Below are 17,974 nucleotides of genomic sequence, written 5' to 3' on the forward strand. Positions count from 1 at the left end.
ACGCGGCTAACCGACTGTCAATGGGGCGTCGGAGAAAATATTGCGGATGACCCCGTTGGCCCAGTCGAGGATCTCGGCGTCCTGCAGGTCGCGGCCACCGATTTTTGCGGTCTTCGGCTTCGGAATCAGCACCGCGTCCAGCGCAGGCTTGGACTGGGCGCCGGGGTACATCCGGGTCAGGCGCATCAGTTTGGATTCCGGCAGCTGCGCCGGCGAGAATTTGATGAAGTTGCCCTGCAGCGCCACGTCGGACAGGCCTGCTTCGCGGGCCCCCACCCGGAAGCGCGCCACGGAGATGAGGTTCTGCGCCGGCAGGGGCGGCTCGCCGTAGCGGTCCACCAGCTCGGCCAGGACCTCGTCGATGGCCTCGTGCGTCAGTGCCGACGCCAGCTTGCGATAGGCCTCCAGGCGCAGGCGCTCCCCCGGCACGTAGTCGTGCGGCAGGTGCGCGTTCACCGGCAGCTCGATCTTCATCTCGGCGGCCTTTTCCTCCGCGTCGCCGCGGTAGTCCGCCACGGCCTCGCCCACCAGGCGGATGTACAGGTCGAAGCCCACGCCCTGGATGTGGCCCGACTGCTCCCCGCCCAAAAGGTTGCCCGCACCGCGGATTTCGAGGTCCTTCATTGCCAGCTGCATGCCTGCCCCGAGCTCGTTGTGCGCAGCAACGGCCTTGAGCCGTTCCAGCGCCACCTCGCCCAGCGGCTTCTCGGCGGGGTAAAGGAAGTAGGCATAGGCACGCTCGCGGCCACGGCCCACGCGTCCGCGGAGCTGGTGCAGCTGGGACAGTCCATATTTGTGGGCACCATCAACGATGAGCGTGTTCGCGTTGGAAATGTCCAGGCCGGTTTCGATGATCGTGGTGCACACCAGCACGTCAAATCGCTTCTCCCAGAAGTCCACGATGATCTGCTCCAGCCGGCTTTCGGACATCTGCCCGTGCGCCACCTCCACCCGCGCCTCCGGAACGAGTTCACGGATCTTCGCCGCGGTCCGCTCGATGGTGGACACCCGGTTGTGGACAAAAAACACCTGGCCTTCACGCATCAGTTCGCGGCGGATGGCTGCGGAGGACTGCTTGTCCGTGTACGGCCCCACATAGGTCAGCACGGGATGCCGCTCCTCCGGCGGCGTGGCCAGGGTGGAGGTCTCCCGGATGCCGGTCAGTGACATCTCAAGGGTCCTGGGAATAGGCGTGGCGCTCATGGCCAGCACGTCCACGTTGGTGCGCATCTTCTTGAGCGCTTCCTTGTGCTCCACGCCAAACCGCTGCTCCTCGTCCACGATCACCAGGCCGAGATCCTTGAAAGCGAAGTCCTTGGACAGCAGCCGGTGGGTGCCAATCACGACGTCCACGGAGCCGCTCTTGACCCCCTCCACGGTCTCCTTTGTTTCTTTGGTCCCTTGGAAACGGGACAGTGCCTTAACCCGCAGCGGGAAGCCGGAGAAACGCTCGGTGAAGGTCTCGTAGTGCTGCTGCGCCAGCAGGGTGGTGGGCACCAGGACCGCAACCTGCTTCCCGTCCTGGACGGCCTTGAACGCCGCGCGCACGGCGATCTCCGTCTTGCCGTAGCCGACATCGCCGGAGACAAGCCGGTCCATGGGAATCTCGCGCTCCATGTCCGCCTTGACCTCGTTGATGGTGGTCAGCTGGTCCGGCGTTTCCACGTAGGGGAATGCCTCCTCAAGCTCCCGCTGCCACGGAGTGTCCTGACCGAACGCGTGGCCGCGGGAGGCCATCCGCGCCGAGTACAGCCGGATCAGCTCGCCGGCGATCTCCTTGACAGCCTTGCGCGCCCTCGATTTGGTGCTCGCCCAGTCCGAGCCGCCCATCTTGCTGAGCACGGGGGTGTCACCGCCGACGTAACGGGTCACCTGGTCCAGCTGGTCGGTGGGCACAAACAACCGGTCCCCCGGGGCGCCCCGCTTTGACGGTGCATACTCCAGGACCAGATATTCGCGCACACCGTCGCCACCGCCGGCCACCTTGCGCTGGATGAGCTCAACAAACCGGCCGATTCCGTGCTGTTCGTGCACCACGTGGTCACCCGCGATGAGCTGCAGCGGATCCACGGCATTCCGCCGCTTCGACGGCATGCGCCGCATGTCCTTGGTTGACCCCGCGGAGGTCCGTCCCAGCAGGTCCGCCTCCGTCAGCAGCCCGAGTTTGAGGTTCTCCAGGACAAAACCGCGTCCGACGGCGGCCGTGGTCACCTCGATGATGCCGGCCTGCGGCTCCTTGTCCAACGTGTCCACCCGGGCGCACGGGATGTCGGCGTCGTGGAACAGTTCCGCCAGCCGCTGCGCCGGGCCGGGGCCTTCAGTGGCCACCACGATCCGCCACTGGTCCCGCACGTGCGAACCGATGAAGTCCATCATTTCAGCCACATCGCCCTGGTAGCCGCGGGGTTCCCGGGCGTGCAGATTCAGGACGTCGACCTCCGGCAGCAGTTCCTCGTCGGTAGCCAGCGACGTGATGGACCACCATGACACCTCATGTGCCAGGGACGAGCTGCGGGTCTCGGTCAGGGAACGGAAGCTCGCCGAATGCAGGGCAGCCGATGCCTGGGAGCTCAAGTCGAGCGGTGCGGTTCCGCCGTCCGATGCCGTGGACCACGCCGCTTCCAGGAATTCCTCATTAGTCGCGGCGAGGTCATGGGCACGGGTGCGGACCTTCTCCGGCTCGATAACCACCGAAATCGAGCCCGCCGGCAGCTGCTCAACGAAGGGCACCATCGCGTCCACCAGCACTGGTGCCAGGGACTCCATCCCTTCCACTGCGATGCCGCCGGCAATCTTTTCCAACATGTCCGCAGCCGCGGGCAGCTGGGCCTTCAGGGTTGCGGCGCGGGACATGACCGACGGCGTGATCAGGATTTCGCGGCAGGGCGGGGCGTGCAGTTCGCCGGGGTGGTGGACGCCCGCCCCTGACAGTGAACGCTGGTCTGCCACGGCGAACCAGCGCATCTGGTCCACCTCATCGCCGAAGAAGTCCACCCTGATGGGGTGGTCCTCCGTAGGCGGGAAGACGTCAATGATGCCGCCCCGCACGGCGAACTCGCCACGGTGAGTGACCATGTCCACCCGGGCATAGGCTGCGTCGGCCAGGCTCCGCACCACCTCGGAGAACGGCACCTCCTGCCCAACCTTCAGCGTGACCGGAACCAGTTCACCCAGTCCGGCGACCAGCGGCTGGACCACAGCGCGCACCGGAGCCACCACAACGCGCAGCCGGCCCGCCGTCGAGCTTTCCGGGTGAGCGAGCCGGCGCAGTACGGACAAGCGCCGGCCCACAGTGTCCGAGCGTGGCGAGAGCCGCTCGTGTGGAAGGGTTTCCCAGCTGGGGAATTCGGCCACCGAATCGGCGGGTAAGTAAGCCCGGAGGGCCGCAGTCAGATCTTCTGCCTCGCGACCCGTGGCGGTGACGGCCAGAACCACAGCCGGCGTCCCGCCGTCGCGCTTACCATCCTGATCGGCAAACCCCGCCAGGCCGTCCGCCATCTCGGCGAGGAGCACAGCCCGTAATCCTGCAGGCGCACTGATCTGGTAGTCCTGGCCTCGGACAGCGAAACCCCTGGCGGCTTCGGCCTGGACACGGGCGAAGGTCTGGTCTCCGGCGAGGACACGGCGCAAACCGGTGAGAGAGGGGCCGTTGAGGCTCATGACTGAAGCTCCTGATGGGATCACGGGGATGCAGGCAACACGAATACCCGAAATTCGTGAGAATTCCGGGTGCTCCCAGCCTACCGCGCGGCAGTGGAAGGTGCGCCCGCGGCCATCCCTCCGGCCGCCCGGACAATCCCCGGGCTGGAACCCGGTTCGAAGAAGGAGCAGGCATCACCGTAGGATGTGTGGGAGCAAAAAACGTTCTGACCCCAACTTCCTGGAGGACCCATGGCACTGAGTGCAACCACCACCCTTCCGCACGCCGTCGGCAGCGTCGCAGCTGTCTTCATCAACGAGGATTTCCAGCGCCACACGAGTGAATTCGTTGGCGGAACCCTGGAATCCTTCGCCGTGGCCGGAGACCCTGCCGGGGCCTTCAGCACCACGTCCGTCCGCACCCTGCCCACCACCCGCCTGCCGGAAATTGCGCGCAAGTTCGTGGGCGAAAAGCTGACAGTAACCCAGGTGGAAAACTGGGACGCCCCGGCCGCTGATGGGTCCCGCCAGAGCAACATCACCCTGAAAATCGCCGGCGCCCCCCTCGATGTAACCGCCGTCCAGCGCCTTGTAGCGGAGGACGGCAGCACCCGCGTTGAGCTGGAAGGAAACGTGACTTCGTCCGTGCCCTTCCTCGGCGGCAAGATTGCTGAAGCGGCGGAGCCCATGGTGTCCAAAGCACTGAACATCCAATCGCAACAGGCGCAGGCCTGGCTCGAAAGCCACTGAGGCCATGCAGCTCCCCCTGTTCGCGGCCTTGATCCTGGTCATCGCCGGCGTCTGGTCCCTGGTGGTCTGGCCGCAGTTCCTGCGCCGCGTCATGAAGGACTCCAGGGCCCGGGACGCGGCCGGCAAAGCCACCAAGTTCCTCACCGTCCACGTTGTGCTGGTGGTTGTCTCCATGGTTCTGGGCGCCGCCACCGCGGTGATCGGGATTACTGCCATGCTCGGCTAGACTGGAAAACAGGTGCGCCGGGAAGTCTGGTCGGCAATAGTTTTGCCGACCCCTTTAGACTCCAGGAGCCTTCATGGCGGACCGCCCTCACCGTCCCTTCCTTGCTGTCAAGGTCCTCAGCCGTTCGAGCTACCCCGAGTACTTACGGATCTCCGAGATCCTGCGGCTGGAGACGGTTGGCGGAGCACTGCTCCTGGTGGCCACCGCAGCCGCTTTGATCTGGGCGAACTCGCCGGCGGCCGCAGCCTACTTTGAGCTGCGCGACCTCAAAGTGGGGTATGAACCCTGGCACCTCAGCCTGTCCCTGGGTCATTGGGCCTCAGACGGCCTCTTGGCCATCTTCTTCTTCATCGCCGGTCTGGAGCTCAAACGCGAGTTCGTCGCTGGCGAGCTACGCACTTTTTCCAAGGCAGTGGTTCCGGTGGCCGCGGCGGTGGGCGGCGTGGCCGTCCCCGCCATCATCTATACCCTGATCAACCTGGGCCAGGGAGCTGACAGCCTGCGGGGCTGGGCCATCCCCACAGCCACCGACATTGCCTTTGCCCTGGCGGTACTGGCGGTCATCAACACCCACCTTCCCGCAGCCCTCCGCACGTTTCTGCTGACCCTGGCGGTAGTGGACGACCTGCTTGCCATTGGCATCATCGCCTTCTTCTACTCTTCCGGCCTGCAGCCTTTCCTGCTTCTGGCAGCGCTGATACCGCTGGGCCTGTTCACCCTGCTGGTCCAGAAGAGGGTCCGCAGCTGGTACCTGCTGCTCCCGCTGGCAGCGGCAACCTGGGCGCTTGTCCATGCCTCAGGAATCCACGCCACCGTAGCCGGCGTCCTGCTCGGCTTCGCCGTGCCTGTGCTGGCCTCCAGGAAGCGCGGTGAAACGGGGGCTGGGATGGCCGAATCCCTGGAGCACCGGCTCCGCCCGCTCTCAGCAGGATTCGCCGTGCCGGTGTTTGCCTTCTTCTCGGCGGGCGTGGCCATCGGCGGACTCCAGGGCTTCCAGTCGGCGCTGGCCGATCCTGTGGCACTCGGCATTGTGGCGGCGTTGGTGGCCGGAAAAACGATCGGCGTGTTCGGCACCACCTATGTGCTGACCAAAACAACCAGGGCAAAGCTCGATGATGGCCTCGCCTGGATCGATGTGGCGGGCCTTGCGCTGCTGGCGGGGGTGGGCTTCACCGTCTCACTGCTCATCGCGGAACTGAGCTTCGGATCCGGATCAACGCATGATGACCACGCGAAGGTGGCAATTCTCTCCGGTTCTCTCATCGCTGCCCTGCTGGCCACCGTTGTGCTCCGTCTGCGGAACAGGCACTACCATGCAGTGCAAGAGGCAGAACGGAGCGACGCCGACGGCGACGGCGTGCCTGACCTTTTCGAGCGCAAGTCCTGACAGCATCTGTGGTCGGAGCCGGCCCAGGCGGTGACGCGTCCCGGTTCTTCGGCTGTGCCGGAAGGATGCCGGATGGATGCCGGACGGATCAGGAGGCCTGGTTCAGGGCGTCCTCGGCTGCTACCCAGGAGATCATGGCGCATTTGACGCGGGCGGCGTAGCGGGACACTCCTTCGAACGCCGCCGCATCCCCCAGGATTTCAGGATCTGCGTGGATCTTGCCCCGGGACCGCAGGACTTCGCGGAAGTTGTCGATTATCTCGTGCAGTTCCGCCACGGACATTCCTTCGGCCATCTCGCTCAGGACGGACGCCGACGCCATGGAAATGGAGCAGCCTTCACCGTCCCAGGAGATCTGCGCCACCTTGCCGCTGTGAACGGCTACGCGGAGGGTGACTTCATCGCCGCAGACGGGGTTGAGCTGGTGTGACTGGCCGGTGGACGCGCCCTGGGGGGCTGCGGTTTCGGCAAGTCCGCTGCCGTGCCGGGTTTTGGAATGGTCAAGGATGATCTGCTGGTACAGCTGGTCAAGGCTCATGTTCACATACCTTCGGTGGGCCGGGCGCTATACGCGGAAGTACGTGCGGACCCCGGAAACGGCGTCCAGGAAAGCATCGACGTCGTCGGTGGTGTTGTAAAGATAGGCGCTGGCCCGGGTTGTAGCGGTGAGGCCCAGGCGGCGGTGCAGCGGCTGGGCGCAATGGTGCCCTACTCGGACGGCGATTCCCCGGGAATCCAGGAACTGTCCGACGTCGTGGGCGTGCACGCCGTCAACGTCGAACGCCGCGAGGCCTATCCTCTCCTGCCCGGCGGCCGGCCCCAGGACACGGATTCCAGGAATGGCTTCCAACCCAGAGACCATGCGCTGGCCGAGTTCCGATTCCCAGCGATGGACGCGGTCCAGGCCGGTTTCGCTGAGGTAGTTTGCGGCCGCGGCCAGGGCTATCGCCTGGGAAATCCGCTGCGTGCCCGCCTCGAAACGCTGCGGCGCCGGTAGGTACTCGGCCCGCTCCATGGTAACGGTGGTGATCATGGAACCGCCGGTGAGGAACGGCGGCAGGGCATCCAGGATGTCCGCTTTCCCGTACAGGACGCCGATCCCGGTGGGCGCGAGCATCTTGTGGCCGGAGAAGACCGCGAAGTCAACGTCCAGTCCCTTAACGTCCAAGGGCAGGTGCGGGGCTGACTGGCAGGCGTCGAGGACCACCAGGGCCCCCGCCTTCCGGCCCAAGGCTACCAGTTCCCGCACCGGGTTGATGGTTCCCAGCACGTTCGACGCATGGGTAAAGGCGAGCAGCTTGGTGCGGTCTCCAAGGATGTCAGCGGCTAGGTCCATCCGCAGGGCGCCGGCGTCATCGATGGGGATATAGCGCAACGTGGCACCGGTACGGAAAGCGAGCTCCTGCCAGGGGATCAGGTTGGCATGGTGCTCCATTTCGGTGACCACGATCTGGTCACCGGGACCCACTGCCAGCTCCTTCAGCCGTGCGTCCCCTCGGCCCTGCGCGGCCCACAACGCGGCATTGGACAGTGCATAGCTGATGAGGTTGAGGCCCTCGGTGGCGTTGGAGGTCCACACTGTTTCCGCGTAGTCCGCCCCGATGAACTCCGCTACCGTCTGGCGTGCGTCTTCGAAGACCTCCGTGGCCTCCACGGCGAGGTGATGCGCACCGCGGTGCACCGCCGCGTTCCGCTGCTCATAGAACTCCTGCTCCGCCTCTATCACGCTCAGCGGGTTCTGCGACGTGGCCCCCGAATCCAGGTAGACCAGCGGCCGTCCGTTCACCAGCTGGTCCAGCACGGGGAAATCATTCCGGATCCGCAGAACCTCGGCGTTATCCATGGCCGGCAACGCGCGTTCCAGCGTGGCAGGCGTTGATACTAAGGCCAAGCTAACTCCTTGAGATGCCAATTGATTGACACTCAATTGTCCCACAGCACGGCTGTGGCGGCCTCCCCAAGGGGTTAGCCGCCACAGTCGCTCCGGGCTTCAGCCGTCGGAAATGAGGGCCGGCGACGGCTGGGGGGAGAGCCTCGGTCTCAGAAGACTCTAACGTCGCCGGCCCCGTCTGCGTCCGGCCCCTGCGGGCCGGGATGTTGGTGCAAAAAGAGGCCTGGAATGTCTATTTGGCAGGATCTGCGGCCTCGTCTGGCTGCTTTTTCTTGCCTCTCTTAGTAAATCGTGTGGAGCACCGGAGTACACGAGTAGGCGGTACTCGTCTTTTCCGGAGCCGTACTCGGGACACGCCCAGCCGATACGCGGATTTTTTGATCCACCACCTACTTGATCCACCACGTAGGAGTGCCGCCTGCGCATGGACCATCACGGCGGGCCCACCGGAGAACGGCGGACGGCATCGGAAGCAGGACTGCCGGCCTACTTACTTGGGAAGTGCAGAGGCCAATTCGTCGCGGCTCCGCACGCCCAGCTTGACGTAGGTGCGGTACAGGTGGCCCTCCACGGTCCGCACAGACACCATGAGCTTCTGGGCGATCTCCCGGTCCGAAAGACCCTGCAGAGCCAGCTCCACGATGTCCTGTTCACGGCGGGTCAGATGCACGGCGGGCGCGGCGGCGATGAAATGTCCCTCCCTGAACCGCTCCCCCAGCTCGTGGTCGCACTTCTCCCGCAAGGCAACCGCCTGCCTGGCACGGCGGCGTTCACCCGACTGCTCGAGAAGGGTGCTTGCCCTCGCATAGGCCTCCCGGGCAAGGTTCACAAATCCGGAGGACTCGAGGCTGGCGGCCGTAGCCATCAGGGAATCGGCATCCGCGGACTCCCAGACCCGGGCCAACGTCAGCATCGCGGCCGCCCAACGTCCTTCGACGTCCTTCGCGAGGGAGTGCACCAGGGGAATCACCGAGTGGTCACCCAGATCCCAGCAGATCGCCAGGAACTCGAGCAGGGTTCCCGCCTTGGCGGAGACCCCAGGAGTGGTGGCCAACGTGTGGAGCGAGGCAAGGCCCTTACCATCGCGCGCGAGGTACTCGGAAGCGGCAGCGGCATAGGCCTTCGCCAGGAGTTCGTGGGCCTGCCCGTGATTTGAGTCCTTATAGTCCTGCTCCAGGCGTTTCGCTTGGGCGGAGTCGCCGAGTCTCGCCGCAACGTAGAAGCCCAGCGCGGAACCGAACCGGAACAGCTGCTGCGGGTCATTGAGCCTAAGTGCCTCCACCGCTGGCAGCAGCATCTGGTAGGCGCGCTCAATCCGGCCCTGCCGCAGAAGTGAATAGCCGCGCAGGACCTGGACACTGCCGCCGAACGTGGCGGCTCCCCGCGCCTGCTCGGCGACGTATTTGGTCAGATCCCGTTCGGCGGACTCCCAATCCCCCGTGGACACATGACCGGTCACCAGCCTGCCCAGGACGAATTCGGTGAAGAAGAACAGACCGTCCTGGAGGGAGGGAAGCTCGGAGTCCGCCTGCAGTGCAGCATCCAGCCCCTCGACGGATCGCCCTGCGGCCGACAGCGTTTGAGCCAGAAGTGTCAGCCCCAGCGTACGGAGCGCGTCGTCGCCGGGTGCTCCGGGGTTGCGGTTCCTGATGTCCTGGACTTCCCTGCCCAGGGCCTCGTGGTTGCCCGCTGCCGCGAGTTCAAGCAAGTAAAGCATCTGGTCCTGCCAGGATCTGGGGGCGGGGTCGGAAGGGCTCTCAGTTGTTCTGTCCGAGGTGTTGTCAGCTGGGGGCGGCGCCGGGACGCTAAGGCCGGCCTGGTCAAGGAGCTCCCGGGATTCTGCCGCGAGGGCTTCCATCGGTTTGCCCAGAGCCTGATGGGATAATGCCCTGAGCATCAGTACGTGTGCGGCTTCGGAGCTCCCCGCCAGCTGGAGCCAGCATCCGTCCAGGACGCTGGCGGCCTCCGCGTAATTGCCCTGGTTGAACAACGCACGTGCCTGGACGGCCTGGGCATGCGGCACCAGGACCGGATCGTGCACCCTTGCCGCAATAAGCCGGGCGCTTTCGTTGCGAAACCGGGCCACGGCGGTTCTCGCCGCTTCGAGCAATTCGGCGTCGGACACGCGCTGTCCGCATTCCAGTGCCCATTCCACGGCCCTGAGCCGGCCTTCGGCACCGGCTGGCGCATCACGCTGGCCGCGGACCTTCTCCAACAGCTGCAGGCTCCGTGAGACGGAGATGTTTGTCCTGAATGCCTGGCCGACCAAGGCATTCCACATCCGCAGCCCGGCAGGGTGGCCGGAGTTCTCCACAATCATTTGCTGGTCCAGCAAGGAACGGACCACTTGGGCTCCGCAGATGTCCTCTATCACCTTGCGGGACACGGGCTCGGCCAACGCGGTGAGTTTAAGGGCTTCCTGCTCGTCGTGGCGGCGCCCGAGGAGATCCTTCGTGACAACAGCAGTGAGCCTTGCGCCGTCCGCCGGCAGTGGCCCAAGCAGCATCCAGATCCCGTTCCGCTTGGCCAGCAGCCCCCGTTCGGCGGCGTCATGGAGCACTGCGTCCAGGATCCGGGGGTTTCCGCCGGAAGCGCTCCAGATGGTGTCAACCGTTCCGGCAGGGACGGTTCCGTCAAGTACGTGGGCGAGGACTTCTTCGATCTGTTCCCGGTTCAGGGGCCTGAGATCCACACGGTCCGCCAGGCCGTCGTACCAGAGCTGGTCCAGCGGCTGCGGGAGTCCTGGGCGCGGCCTGCCCGCCGCCACCACACTGGCCCATCCGGCTGAAATCATGTCTGCCACGATGCCGGCCGATGCGTCATCCAGGTGGTGGGCGTCGTCCACCACCAGCAAGAGCGGCGTGTCCTTGCCGGCCTTGAGTTTCTCGAAGTAGGTCCACACCGACCTCAGGACCGCCACCGGGGAAACAGAGTCCTCAGCCGTCAGCTCCGAGGTGTAGGGGGCCAGTACACCGAAGGGAACCCCGGCCAGCGACGAGCTTCCGTGGATGTGCACAATGATCATTTCCGCGGAAAGGCGCTCGGTGATGGCTTCGGTCAGGGCCGATTTGCCGATGCCGGGCCCTGCCATCAGGAACACCGCCAGGCTGGTGCGGCTGCGGATAACGTTGCAGATCCGGTCCAGCGGTTCCCGCCGGCCCGTCAGCATACGATATGCCGATCCCGGTTTCGGAGTGTGGCCATTAGACGAGTCCAGTCAAATCACCCCTGGAAGTTACCCCTAGTTTGGTGAAGACCTGGTACAGATGGCCTTCCACGGTCCGGACAGAGACACCCATCTCCAGCGCGATGTCCCGGTTGGATGCCCCCCTGCCTGCGAGCCGGGCAATCTGCCGCTCCCTGCTGGTCAGGAGTGGGCTGCCGCTGCTGGGCACGATCGGCAGGCTCGCCACGGTGGCAGCCAGGATATCAAGCCTTGCCTGGGCTGTCCTGGCCGACAGCGAATCCCCTGACTGGCGCGCGTAGTCCACTGCCAAAGCCATGCATCTGGCTTCCACCGCATCAAGTTCCAGCGTCGCCGCGAGTTCCCCGCCGGCAAGGAGGGTTTTGGCGTCCTTTGTCCTGCTCCCCACTGCGATCAGGCGTGAGATTTCCGCGAGCGGACCCTGCCGGTGACCCGCCACTTCCTCCATGAGCCGGAAGTCAGGCTCAGTCCCGTTGACGGTCGCCCCCAGCAGACTGATCCCGGCCAGGGTGTATCTTCGGGCCGCGATGTTTTGCCGGGCTGACTCCCTGAGGCGGGCAACGGCGTCGCCCTCCCCCAGCCAACGGCCGGCCATGTCAGCGCAGAACTCAATGATGCTGCGGGTGGCAAAGCTGCAGGGTCCGGCTGGCCGTCGAAGCTTTTCCAGGTACTTGCGTGCCTGCCCGGCATTGCCGAGCTGGGCATAGGCCAGGGCAGTGGCGGCATAGGCAGCATGCAGCGCGCTCTGCACAGGCCGCAGCTCCAGCTGTGCTGCTGCGGACAATAGCGGATCCAGGGCAGCCGCACCCCGGCCCGAATACACGTAGGCGGTTCCGGCTGCCAGCTCGGCGGCAGCGCTCCGGTATGGGAGCCGGTGCGCTTCACGGGTGGCGGGCGGGTCCAAAAGGTCAATGCACCGGCGCCACTGCCCGGCGGTCAGCAGCACGGAGTACGCCTGTTCAGTGAAGTGCTCACGGAGACCAACGATCTGGGCGGCGTCGGAGATCTGGCCCCCCAGCTGCCTCATGAGGCCCAGTGCGTCCATTTCGCGCCCGGTCAAGGACAAAGCGGTCATCAGGATGACCGCCGAGTTCATCCGGAACCCGATATCCGGGTTCCGGGCGGGATCCGAGGCCTCTTCAAGGGCAGGGATCATGGAAGCATAATCGCCCACGAAGCCCTTGTACTCGAACTCACTGAGGCTGATCCGGTTGGCGGCCATGGCCAGCGGGGCCGGCCAGTCCTCTGCCGCCCCGGCGGCGACTCCAAGCCTGCTCCTTGCCTCCTCCAGGAGTTTCGGAACCCTGTCCGTAAGTTCCGGCAGCCACACCATAACCCGTGACTTCGCAGCAACGACGCGGGCATATTCCTCAACGCCTAGGTTGTCCAATTGCGGCTGGGAGATGTCGTCCAGGGCTGCCATGGCCTGCACCGGCAGGTCAAGCAGAAGGTAGGCGGCGGCTTTCTGCCGCTGGCCGGGAACCCACTGCGGGTCGTTTCTCTTGAGCGTCTCGGCGTAGGTCAGGGCAAAATGCGGGTCAAAGAGCTGGACGGCAGCCTCCGCGGCCGCCAGTGCCATGGCCGGATCCAGTTCGGCCTCGCACTCGTGGGTCCAGGCGGCAAAGGCCATCAGTTCATCCACCGTCATGGATGACGGATCCGGCACCGTGCCGTCCAGGAGCACGTCCCGCAGCTCCCGGCGGCGGGCGATACTGAGCCAGGACCGGACAACATCGCCAAGATATTTTTCCGTGAGCGACACCCAGCGGCTGTCCGAATCGTCGATATCGAGCAGGCCGGCATCCTCCATGTCCGCCACGATTCCTGCACCGTAAAGGGCAGTGAGCCGGGAAAGCTCCACGCTTCTGGCGCAGGACAGCATCTCGATGACTTCCCGGGTCTGGGGGGTAGTCCTGGCCCACCGGGACCTGACGATGTCCTCAAGGCTGGCTGCGCCGTCGAGCACCACCTTGTCGCGAAGGGTCCATACCGAATCCGCGAGCACCAGGTTGCCGGATTGCTGCTGTTCGGTGACGAGCGCTTTTAGCAACAGCGGATTTCCGCCCACCATACTGTGGCAGGTACTCACCAGGGAGGCGGAAACGCGATGCCCCAGCAGGGACAACAGCACCTGGCGGGTCTGGAGCTCATTTAGGTTGTCCAGCCTGACTTCGGTCAGCCGGCGGTCCGTGAGGAGCCAGTGGAAATCAGCTGGAAGATCGCTGCTCTTCGGTGCCACTGCGACGATGCGGGCTGTCCCGGTCATGAGGACGTTCAAAAGCACTCCGGCGCTCATGTCGTCGATGCTTCCTGCGGCGTCGAGCGTGATGACGCAGTGGCGCCCGGCGGCATCGCTCTTAATGAGAGATGTGATGCCGCGAAGGATGGCGGTTGGCGAGCCCATGTACGCCTGCGGAAGCCGCGCCAGCAGGAAGGCCAGGCATCCATAGGGAGTCTTCGCAGCGGTTGTCCCGCTTCGCAACTGCAAAGTCCAGACGTCGGGGCCGAGCTCAGATACAGCGGTCCGGGCCAGGGACGACTTGCCAACACCCCGGCCGCCGGTAATGACCACGCCCAGGGAGTCCTTGCTGGTCAGCGCAGTCCGGACAGCTTCCAGGTTGGCGCTTCTGGCAGGCGCCGACCATCCTTGAAGCTCCGAAGTGCCAGCGGTGTCCGTGTGCGGCCCAACGTCGTTGAGCGTTGACCCACGTCTCCAGCTGAGTGGCTCGATTGACATGAACTTATCCCCTACATCCCGCTAAAGCGGGATTTAAGCCCCATCGCTCCCCCGCCTACGAAGAAGACTACCCCCTGGCACAGACAGGTAAACAGGGAAGAAGGCGTTTAAGTTATTTTTGCTACAGTTCAGACTTCGCCGGGTGGAACTTTTGCTGGGCTGCCGTCAGGCCGTTCCGGACCAGCATGTCCACTGCGTCCGCAGCCTCGTCCAGCACGAACGGCAGCTCTTTCCGCTCAGCTGCGGCAAAATCACGCAGGACGTAATCGGCGGTGTCCATCCTGCCGGGAGGCCGGCCCACCCCGACGCGCACCCGCAGGTAGTCCTTGGTGGAGAGTGCCTTGGAGATGTCCCGAAGTCCGTTGTGGCCGCCCTCGCCCCCGCCGGTTTTCAGTTTCACGGTGTTAAAGGGGATGTCAATCTCGTCGTGCACCGCGACTACGTGGTCTGGTCCGATTCCGTAGAAATTCGCAAGGGCCGCCACCGGCCCGCCGGAGACGTTCATGTAGCTCATAGGTTTGGCCAGGACAACCCGGGGGCCGCCGATCCCCAGGCGCCCTTCGAGCACCTGGGCACGGGCCTTATGGGTCTTAAAGCTGGCGCCCATCCGGCTGGCGAGTTCGTCCAGGACCATCTGGCCGACGTTGTGCCGGTTGCCCTTGTACTCGGCCCCGGGGTTCCCGAGGCCAACGATCAGCCAGGTGTCAGTCATGGGTTAATCCTAAGGTGGTGCGGAAATGGCAGTGGCCGGACCCCGTCAGGGATCCGGCCACCTGTGCCATTGAGCCGTGATTACTCGGCAGCGGCCTCGGCGGACGCCCCAGCGGCAGTCTCGGAAGCTTCTTCGTCGGTGACCTCGGTGGCCTCGGAGATGTTGACTATCAGGGCGTCAGCGTCGGTCAGCAGGACCGAGCCCTGCGGAAGGACCAGATCGGAGGCGTGGATGTGCTCGCCTGCGCTGCGGCCTTCGATGTCAACCTCGATGGAGGTAGGCAGGTGGGTTGCCTCGGCCTCGAGGGAGATGACCGTGAGTTCCTGGTTGAAGACGTTGCCCGGGGCAAGCTCGCCAACAACGTGGACGAAGATGTCCACGGTGACCTTCTCGCCCTTGCGGACCGTCTGCAGGTCGATGTGCTCGATGATCTGCTTGATGGGTTCGCGCTGGATGTCCTTGACCAAGGCCAGGTGGTCTTCGCCGTTGATGTCCAGGGACAGCAGCGCGTTGGCCACGCGGACAGCCAGCGTGGTTGACTTCGCCGGCAGGGTGATGTGGATCGGCTCGGCGCCGTGGCCGTAGATAACAGCAGGGATCTGGCCGGCCATGCGGGCGCGGCGGGCGAAACCCTTGCCGAATTCAGTGCGGACTTCTGCTGCGAGCTTCTGCTCAGACATATGTGTAACTCCTCGTAACTAAAACGGTGTTCAGCAAGGGCGGAGGTCTGTTGCGACCTTCAACGCCGGGCGGCCCGTAGGCGGCCCTTCAAGAAGGGAGATTCAGACCCAGTCGATAACGGAGACATGCAGTCCGGTTTCCCGGAATGCTCTCCCTCGCCAAGGTATCGTCAAGAACTTTACCAGCGTCCCACCCCAATACTGAAAACGGGCCCGGCGGCAACCGGCTAAGTTCTGGCCACAGCAGGAATCAGGCGTTGCCGTCGAACAGGCTGGTGACGGAGCCGTCGTCGAACACTTCGCGGATGGCCCGCGCGATCAACGGTGCGATGGACAGCACCGTCAGTTGCGGGAAACGCTTGTCGGCCGTAAGGGGCAGCGTGTCGGTGACCACGACTTCCCGGGCGCCTGACTCGGAGAGCCGGCGCGCCGCCGGATCCGAGAAGACGGCGTGGGTCGCGGCGATGATGACATCCTTGGCGCCTGCGTTCTTGAGCACCTGGACGGCCCCGGAAATTGTTCCGCCGGTGTCGATCATGTCATCGATCAGGACGCAGGTGCGGCCTTCGATCTGGCCGACGACGGTCTTGGACACGGCCTGGTTCGGGACAGTGAGGTCGCGGCTCTTGTGGACGAATGCCAGCGGGGCGCCGCCGAGGCGCTCAGCCCACTGTTCAGCGACACGGACGCGGCCGGTGTCCGGCGAGACAACAGTGATGTTGTCCGCTGCCACCCGCGTGCGGATGTAGTCCGCCAGCAGCGGGATGGCCATAAGGTGGTCCACCGGGCCGTCGAAGAATCCCTGGATCTGCGAGGTGTGCAGATCAACGCTCATGATGCGGTCGGCCCCGGCGGTCTTGTACAGATCGGCCACCAGGCGGGCGGAAATCGGCTCGCGGCCGCGGCCTTTTTTGTCCTGGCGCGAGTAGGGGTAGAAGGGCGAAACCACGGTGATGCGCTTGGCGGATGCCCGCTTCAGCGAATCAATCATGATCAGCTGCTCCATGAGGTGGTTGTTCAGCGGTGCCGGGTGCGCCTGGATGACGAAGGCGTCGGTGCCGCGGACGCTCTCTCCGGCACGCACGTAGATTTCCCCGTTGGCAAAATCGTAGGCATCTACCGGCAGCAGTTCAGTGCCCAGCTCCTTGGCGATCTCCCGCGCAAGCTCGGGGTGTGCCCGCCCAGCGGCGAGAACCAGCTTCTTCTCGCCGCGCGCCGTAATTTCGCTCATTGTTGCTTGCCCTCTTCTGTAGGTGCGTGGTCTATAGGTGCCTGGGTACTTGAGGAATCTGCGGAGGCTGCCTGGGCCAGTTCAGCGGAGCGGGAGCCCGGGCGGTTGGCGATAACCCAGCCCTCGGCGTTGCGCTGGGCGGCAATGGACAGTGCCAGGGCTCCGGCCGGTACGTCCTTCCGGACCACCGCGCCGGCGCCGGTGTAGGCACCGTCTCCGACGGCGACCGGCGCAACAAACACTGTGTTGGACCCTGTGCGGACGCCCGAGCCGATCACCGTGCGGTGTTTCTTCTCGCCGTCGTAATTGGCGGTGATGTTGCCGCAGCCGATGTTGGTGTCCTCGCCGATTTCGGCGTCGCCGGCATAGCCGAGGTGGGACAGTTTGGAGCCGCGGCCGATGGTGACGTTCTTCGTTTCGTAGAACGCGCCGATCTTGCCTGTCTCACCCAGTACCGTGCCCGGACGGAGGTACGTGAAGGGGCCGACGGCGGCTTCCGCACCGATAACGGCCCCCGTGCCGTGCGTGCGGGTCACGGTGGCGCCCTCCCCGATGCGGACATCCGTCAGGGTGGAATCCGGGCCGACGACGGCGTCTCTGGCCACCGTAGTACTTCCATGCAGTTGCGTGTTGGGCAGGATGCGGACATCTTCGTCAAGGGTGACCGTCGAATCGATCCACGTGGTGGCAGGGTCCACCACGGTTACGCCAGCGCGCATCCACGCCTCCACAATCCGGCGGTTCAGCTCTGCACCCAGGGCAGAAAGCTGCACGCGGTCGTTGGCTCCCTCAACCTGCCAACGGTCTTCGGTGACGACGGCGGCAACCCGCCCGCCTGCCTGCCTTGCGAGCCCCAGCACATCGGTGAGGTACTTTTCGCCCTGGGAGTTCTCGGTGGTGACATGGACCAGCGCGTCGCGGAGGACAGCGGCGTCAAAAGCGTAGATTCCGGAGTTGACCTCGCGGATGAGGCGTTCCGTCTCCGACGCGTCCTTGTGTTCACGGATGCCCGTTACTGTTCCGTCCTCGCCGCGGAGGATCCGTCCGTACCCCGTGGCGTCATCGAGCACAGCCGTCAGCACCGTGACCGCGTTGGAGTCCCGTTCGTGGGTGGCTACGAGTTCCGCCAGCAGGTTGCCGCTGAGCAGCGGAACATCTCCGTAGGTCACCACAACGGTGCCGGTGAGGGTCTCGCGCGCATCCAGGGTCTGGAGGGCGACCTCGACGGCGCGTCCGGTGCCCGGGATATCGTCCTGGTCCACGATGACAGCCCCAGGGTCCAGCTCGCCAAGATGCCCGGCCACGAGGTCACGCTCATGGCGGACCACAAGTGCCAGCTGCTGTGGGTTGATGCTGCGGGCGGCCAGCAGTGCATGCCCCACCATGGAGCGCCCGCCGATCTCGTGGAGGATCTTGGGGGTACGGGATTTCATCCGGGTACCGGCTCCTGCTGCCAGAACAATTACGGCGGCTGGGCCGGCAGTCTCGGGGATCACGTACGGGCTCTCCTTGCTCG

At 65.0% G+C, this 17,974-nt stretch carries 12 protein-coding genes; 3 read left to right on the forward strand and 9 right to left on the reverse strand.

Annotation, left to right across the window (positions count from 1 at the left end):
* Window positions 1-6: 6 nt before the first annotated feature.
* Window positions 7-3,660: a transcription-repair coupling factor gene (gene mfd, locus QFZ30_RS13940; protein WP_307077150.1), complete on the reverse strand. Its 3,654-nt coding sequence runs from the start codon at window positions 3,658-3,660 to the stop codon at window positions 7-9.
* Window positions 3,661-3,891: 231 nt separating this feature from the next.
* Here mfd and QFZ30_RS13945 point away from each other — a divergent pair, with 231 nt between their 5' ends.
* From QFZ30_RS13945 to nhaA, 3 genes are all read left to right on the forward strand, one after another.
* The gene (locus QFZ30_RS13945) at window positions 3,892-4,389 is read left to right on the forward strand and encodes a DUF2505 domain-containing protein (RefSeq protein WP_307077152.1); all 498 of its coding nucleotides are present in this window, start codon (window positions 3,892-3,894) and stop codon (window positions 4,387-4,389) included.
* Between the two features lie 4 nt (window positions 4,390-4,393).
* Window positions 4,394-4,615 carry an SCO4848 family membrane protein gene (locus QFZ30_RS13950; protein WP_307077153.1) on the forward strand — a complete coding sequence of 74 codons (222 nt, stop codon included), beginning with the start codon at window positions 4,394-4,396 and terminating at the stop codon, window positions 4,613-4,615.
* A gap of 73 nt (window positions 4,616-4,688) precedes the next feature.
* Window positions 4,689-6,002 (forward strand): Na+/H+ antiporter NhaA, encoded by a 1,314-nt coding sequence (nhaA, locus tag QFZ30_RS13955; protein ID WP_307077155.1) that lies wholly within the window; start codon window positions 4,689-4,691, stop codon window positions 6,000-6,002.
* An 88-nt stretch (window positions 6,003-6,090) separates the two neighbouring features.
* On the opposite strand, the gene sufU is transcribed toward nhaA, so the two are convergent.
* The 8 genes from sufU to glmU all read right to left on the reverse strand — a co-directional run bounded on the left by sufU (window position 6,091) and on the right by glmU (window position 17,954).
* Window positions 6,091-6,540 carry a Fe-S cluster assembly sulfur transfer protein SufU gene (gene sufU, locus QFZ30_RS13960; protein WP_307077157.1) on the reverse strand — a complete coding sequence of 150 codons (450 nt, stop codon included), beginning with the start codon at window positions 6,538-6,540 and terminating at the stop codon, window positions 6,091-6,093.
* A gap of 27 nt (window positions 6,541-6,567) precedes the next feature.
* Entirely contained in the window at window positions 6,568-7,893 is a 1,326-nt protein-coding gene (locus QFZ30_RS13965; protein WP_307077159.1) for a SufS family cysteine desulfurase, read from the reverse strand.
* Window positions 7,894-8,383: 490 nt separating this feature from the next.
* On the reverse strand, window positions 8,384-11,062 hold the full coding sequence (locus QFZ30_RS13970) for a LuxR family transcriptional regulator (protein WP_307077160.1): 2,679 nt from the start codon (window positions 11,060-11,062) through the stop codon (window positions 8,384-8,386).
* A 34-nt stretch (window positions 11,063-11,096) separates the two neighbouring features.
* A complete protein-coding gene (locus tag QFZ30_RS13975) occupies window positions 11,097-13,835 on the reverse strand; it encodes a LuxR family transcriptional regulator (protein ID WP_307077163.1) in 2,739 nt (912 codons plus the stop codon).
* A gap of 121 nt (window positions 13,836-13,956) precedes the next feature.
* Entirely contained in the window at window positions 13,957-14,547 is a 591-nt protein-coding gene (pth, locus tag QFZ30_RS13980; RefSeq protein WP_307077165.1) for an aminoacyl-tRNA hydrolase, read from the reverse strand.
* An 80-nt stretch (window positions 14,548-14,627) separates the two neighbouring features.
* Window positions 14,628-15,227, reverse strand: a complete 600-nt coding sequence (locus QFZ30_RS13985; protein ID WP_307077167.1) for a 50S ribosomal protein L25/general stress protein Ctc — start codon at window positions 15,225-15,227, stop codon at window positions 14,628-14,630.
* Window positions 15,228-15,477: 250 nt separating this feature from the next.
* Window positions 15,478-16,458 (reverse strand): ribose-phosphate diphosphokinase, encoded by a 981-nt coding sequence (locus QFZ30_RS13990; RefSeq protein WP_307077169.1) that lies wholly within the window; start codon window positions 16,456-16,458, stop codon window positions 15,478-15,480.
* Window positions 16,455-17,954, reverse strand: coding sequence for a bifunctional UDP-N-acetylglucosamine diphosphorylase/glucosamine-1-phosphate N-acetyltransferase GlmU (gene glmU / locus QFZ30_RS13995; protein ID WP_307077171.1), 1,500 nt, complete (start codon window positions 17,952-17,954; stop codon window positions 16,455-16,457). Before glmU ends, QFZ30_RS13990 begins: the two co-directional genes overlap by 4 nt.
* Window positions 17,955-17,974: the final 20 nt, after the last annotated feature.

It is taken from the genome of Arthrobacter pascens, assembly GCF_030815585.1.
GTDB classification, from domain to species: Bacteria; Actinomycetota; Actinomycetes; order Actinomycetales; family Micrococcaceae; genus Arthrobacter; species Arthrobacter pascens_A.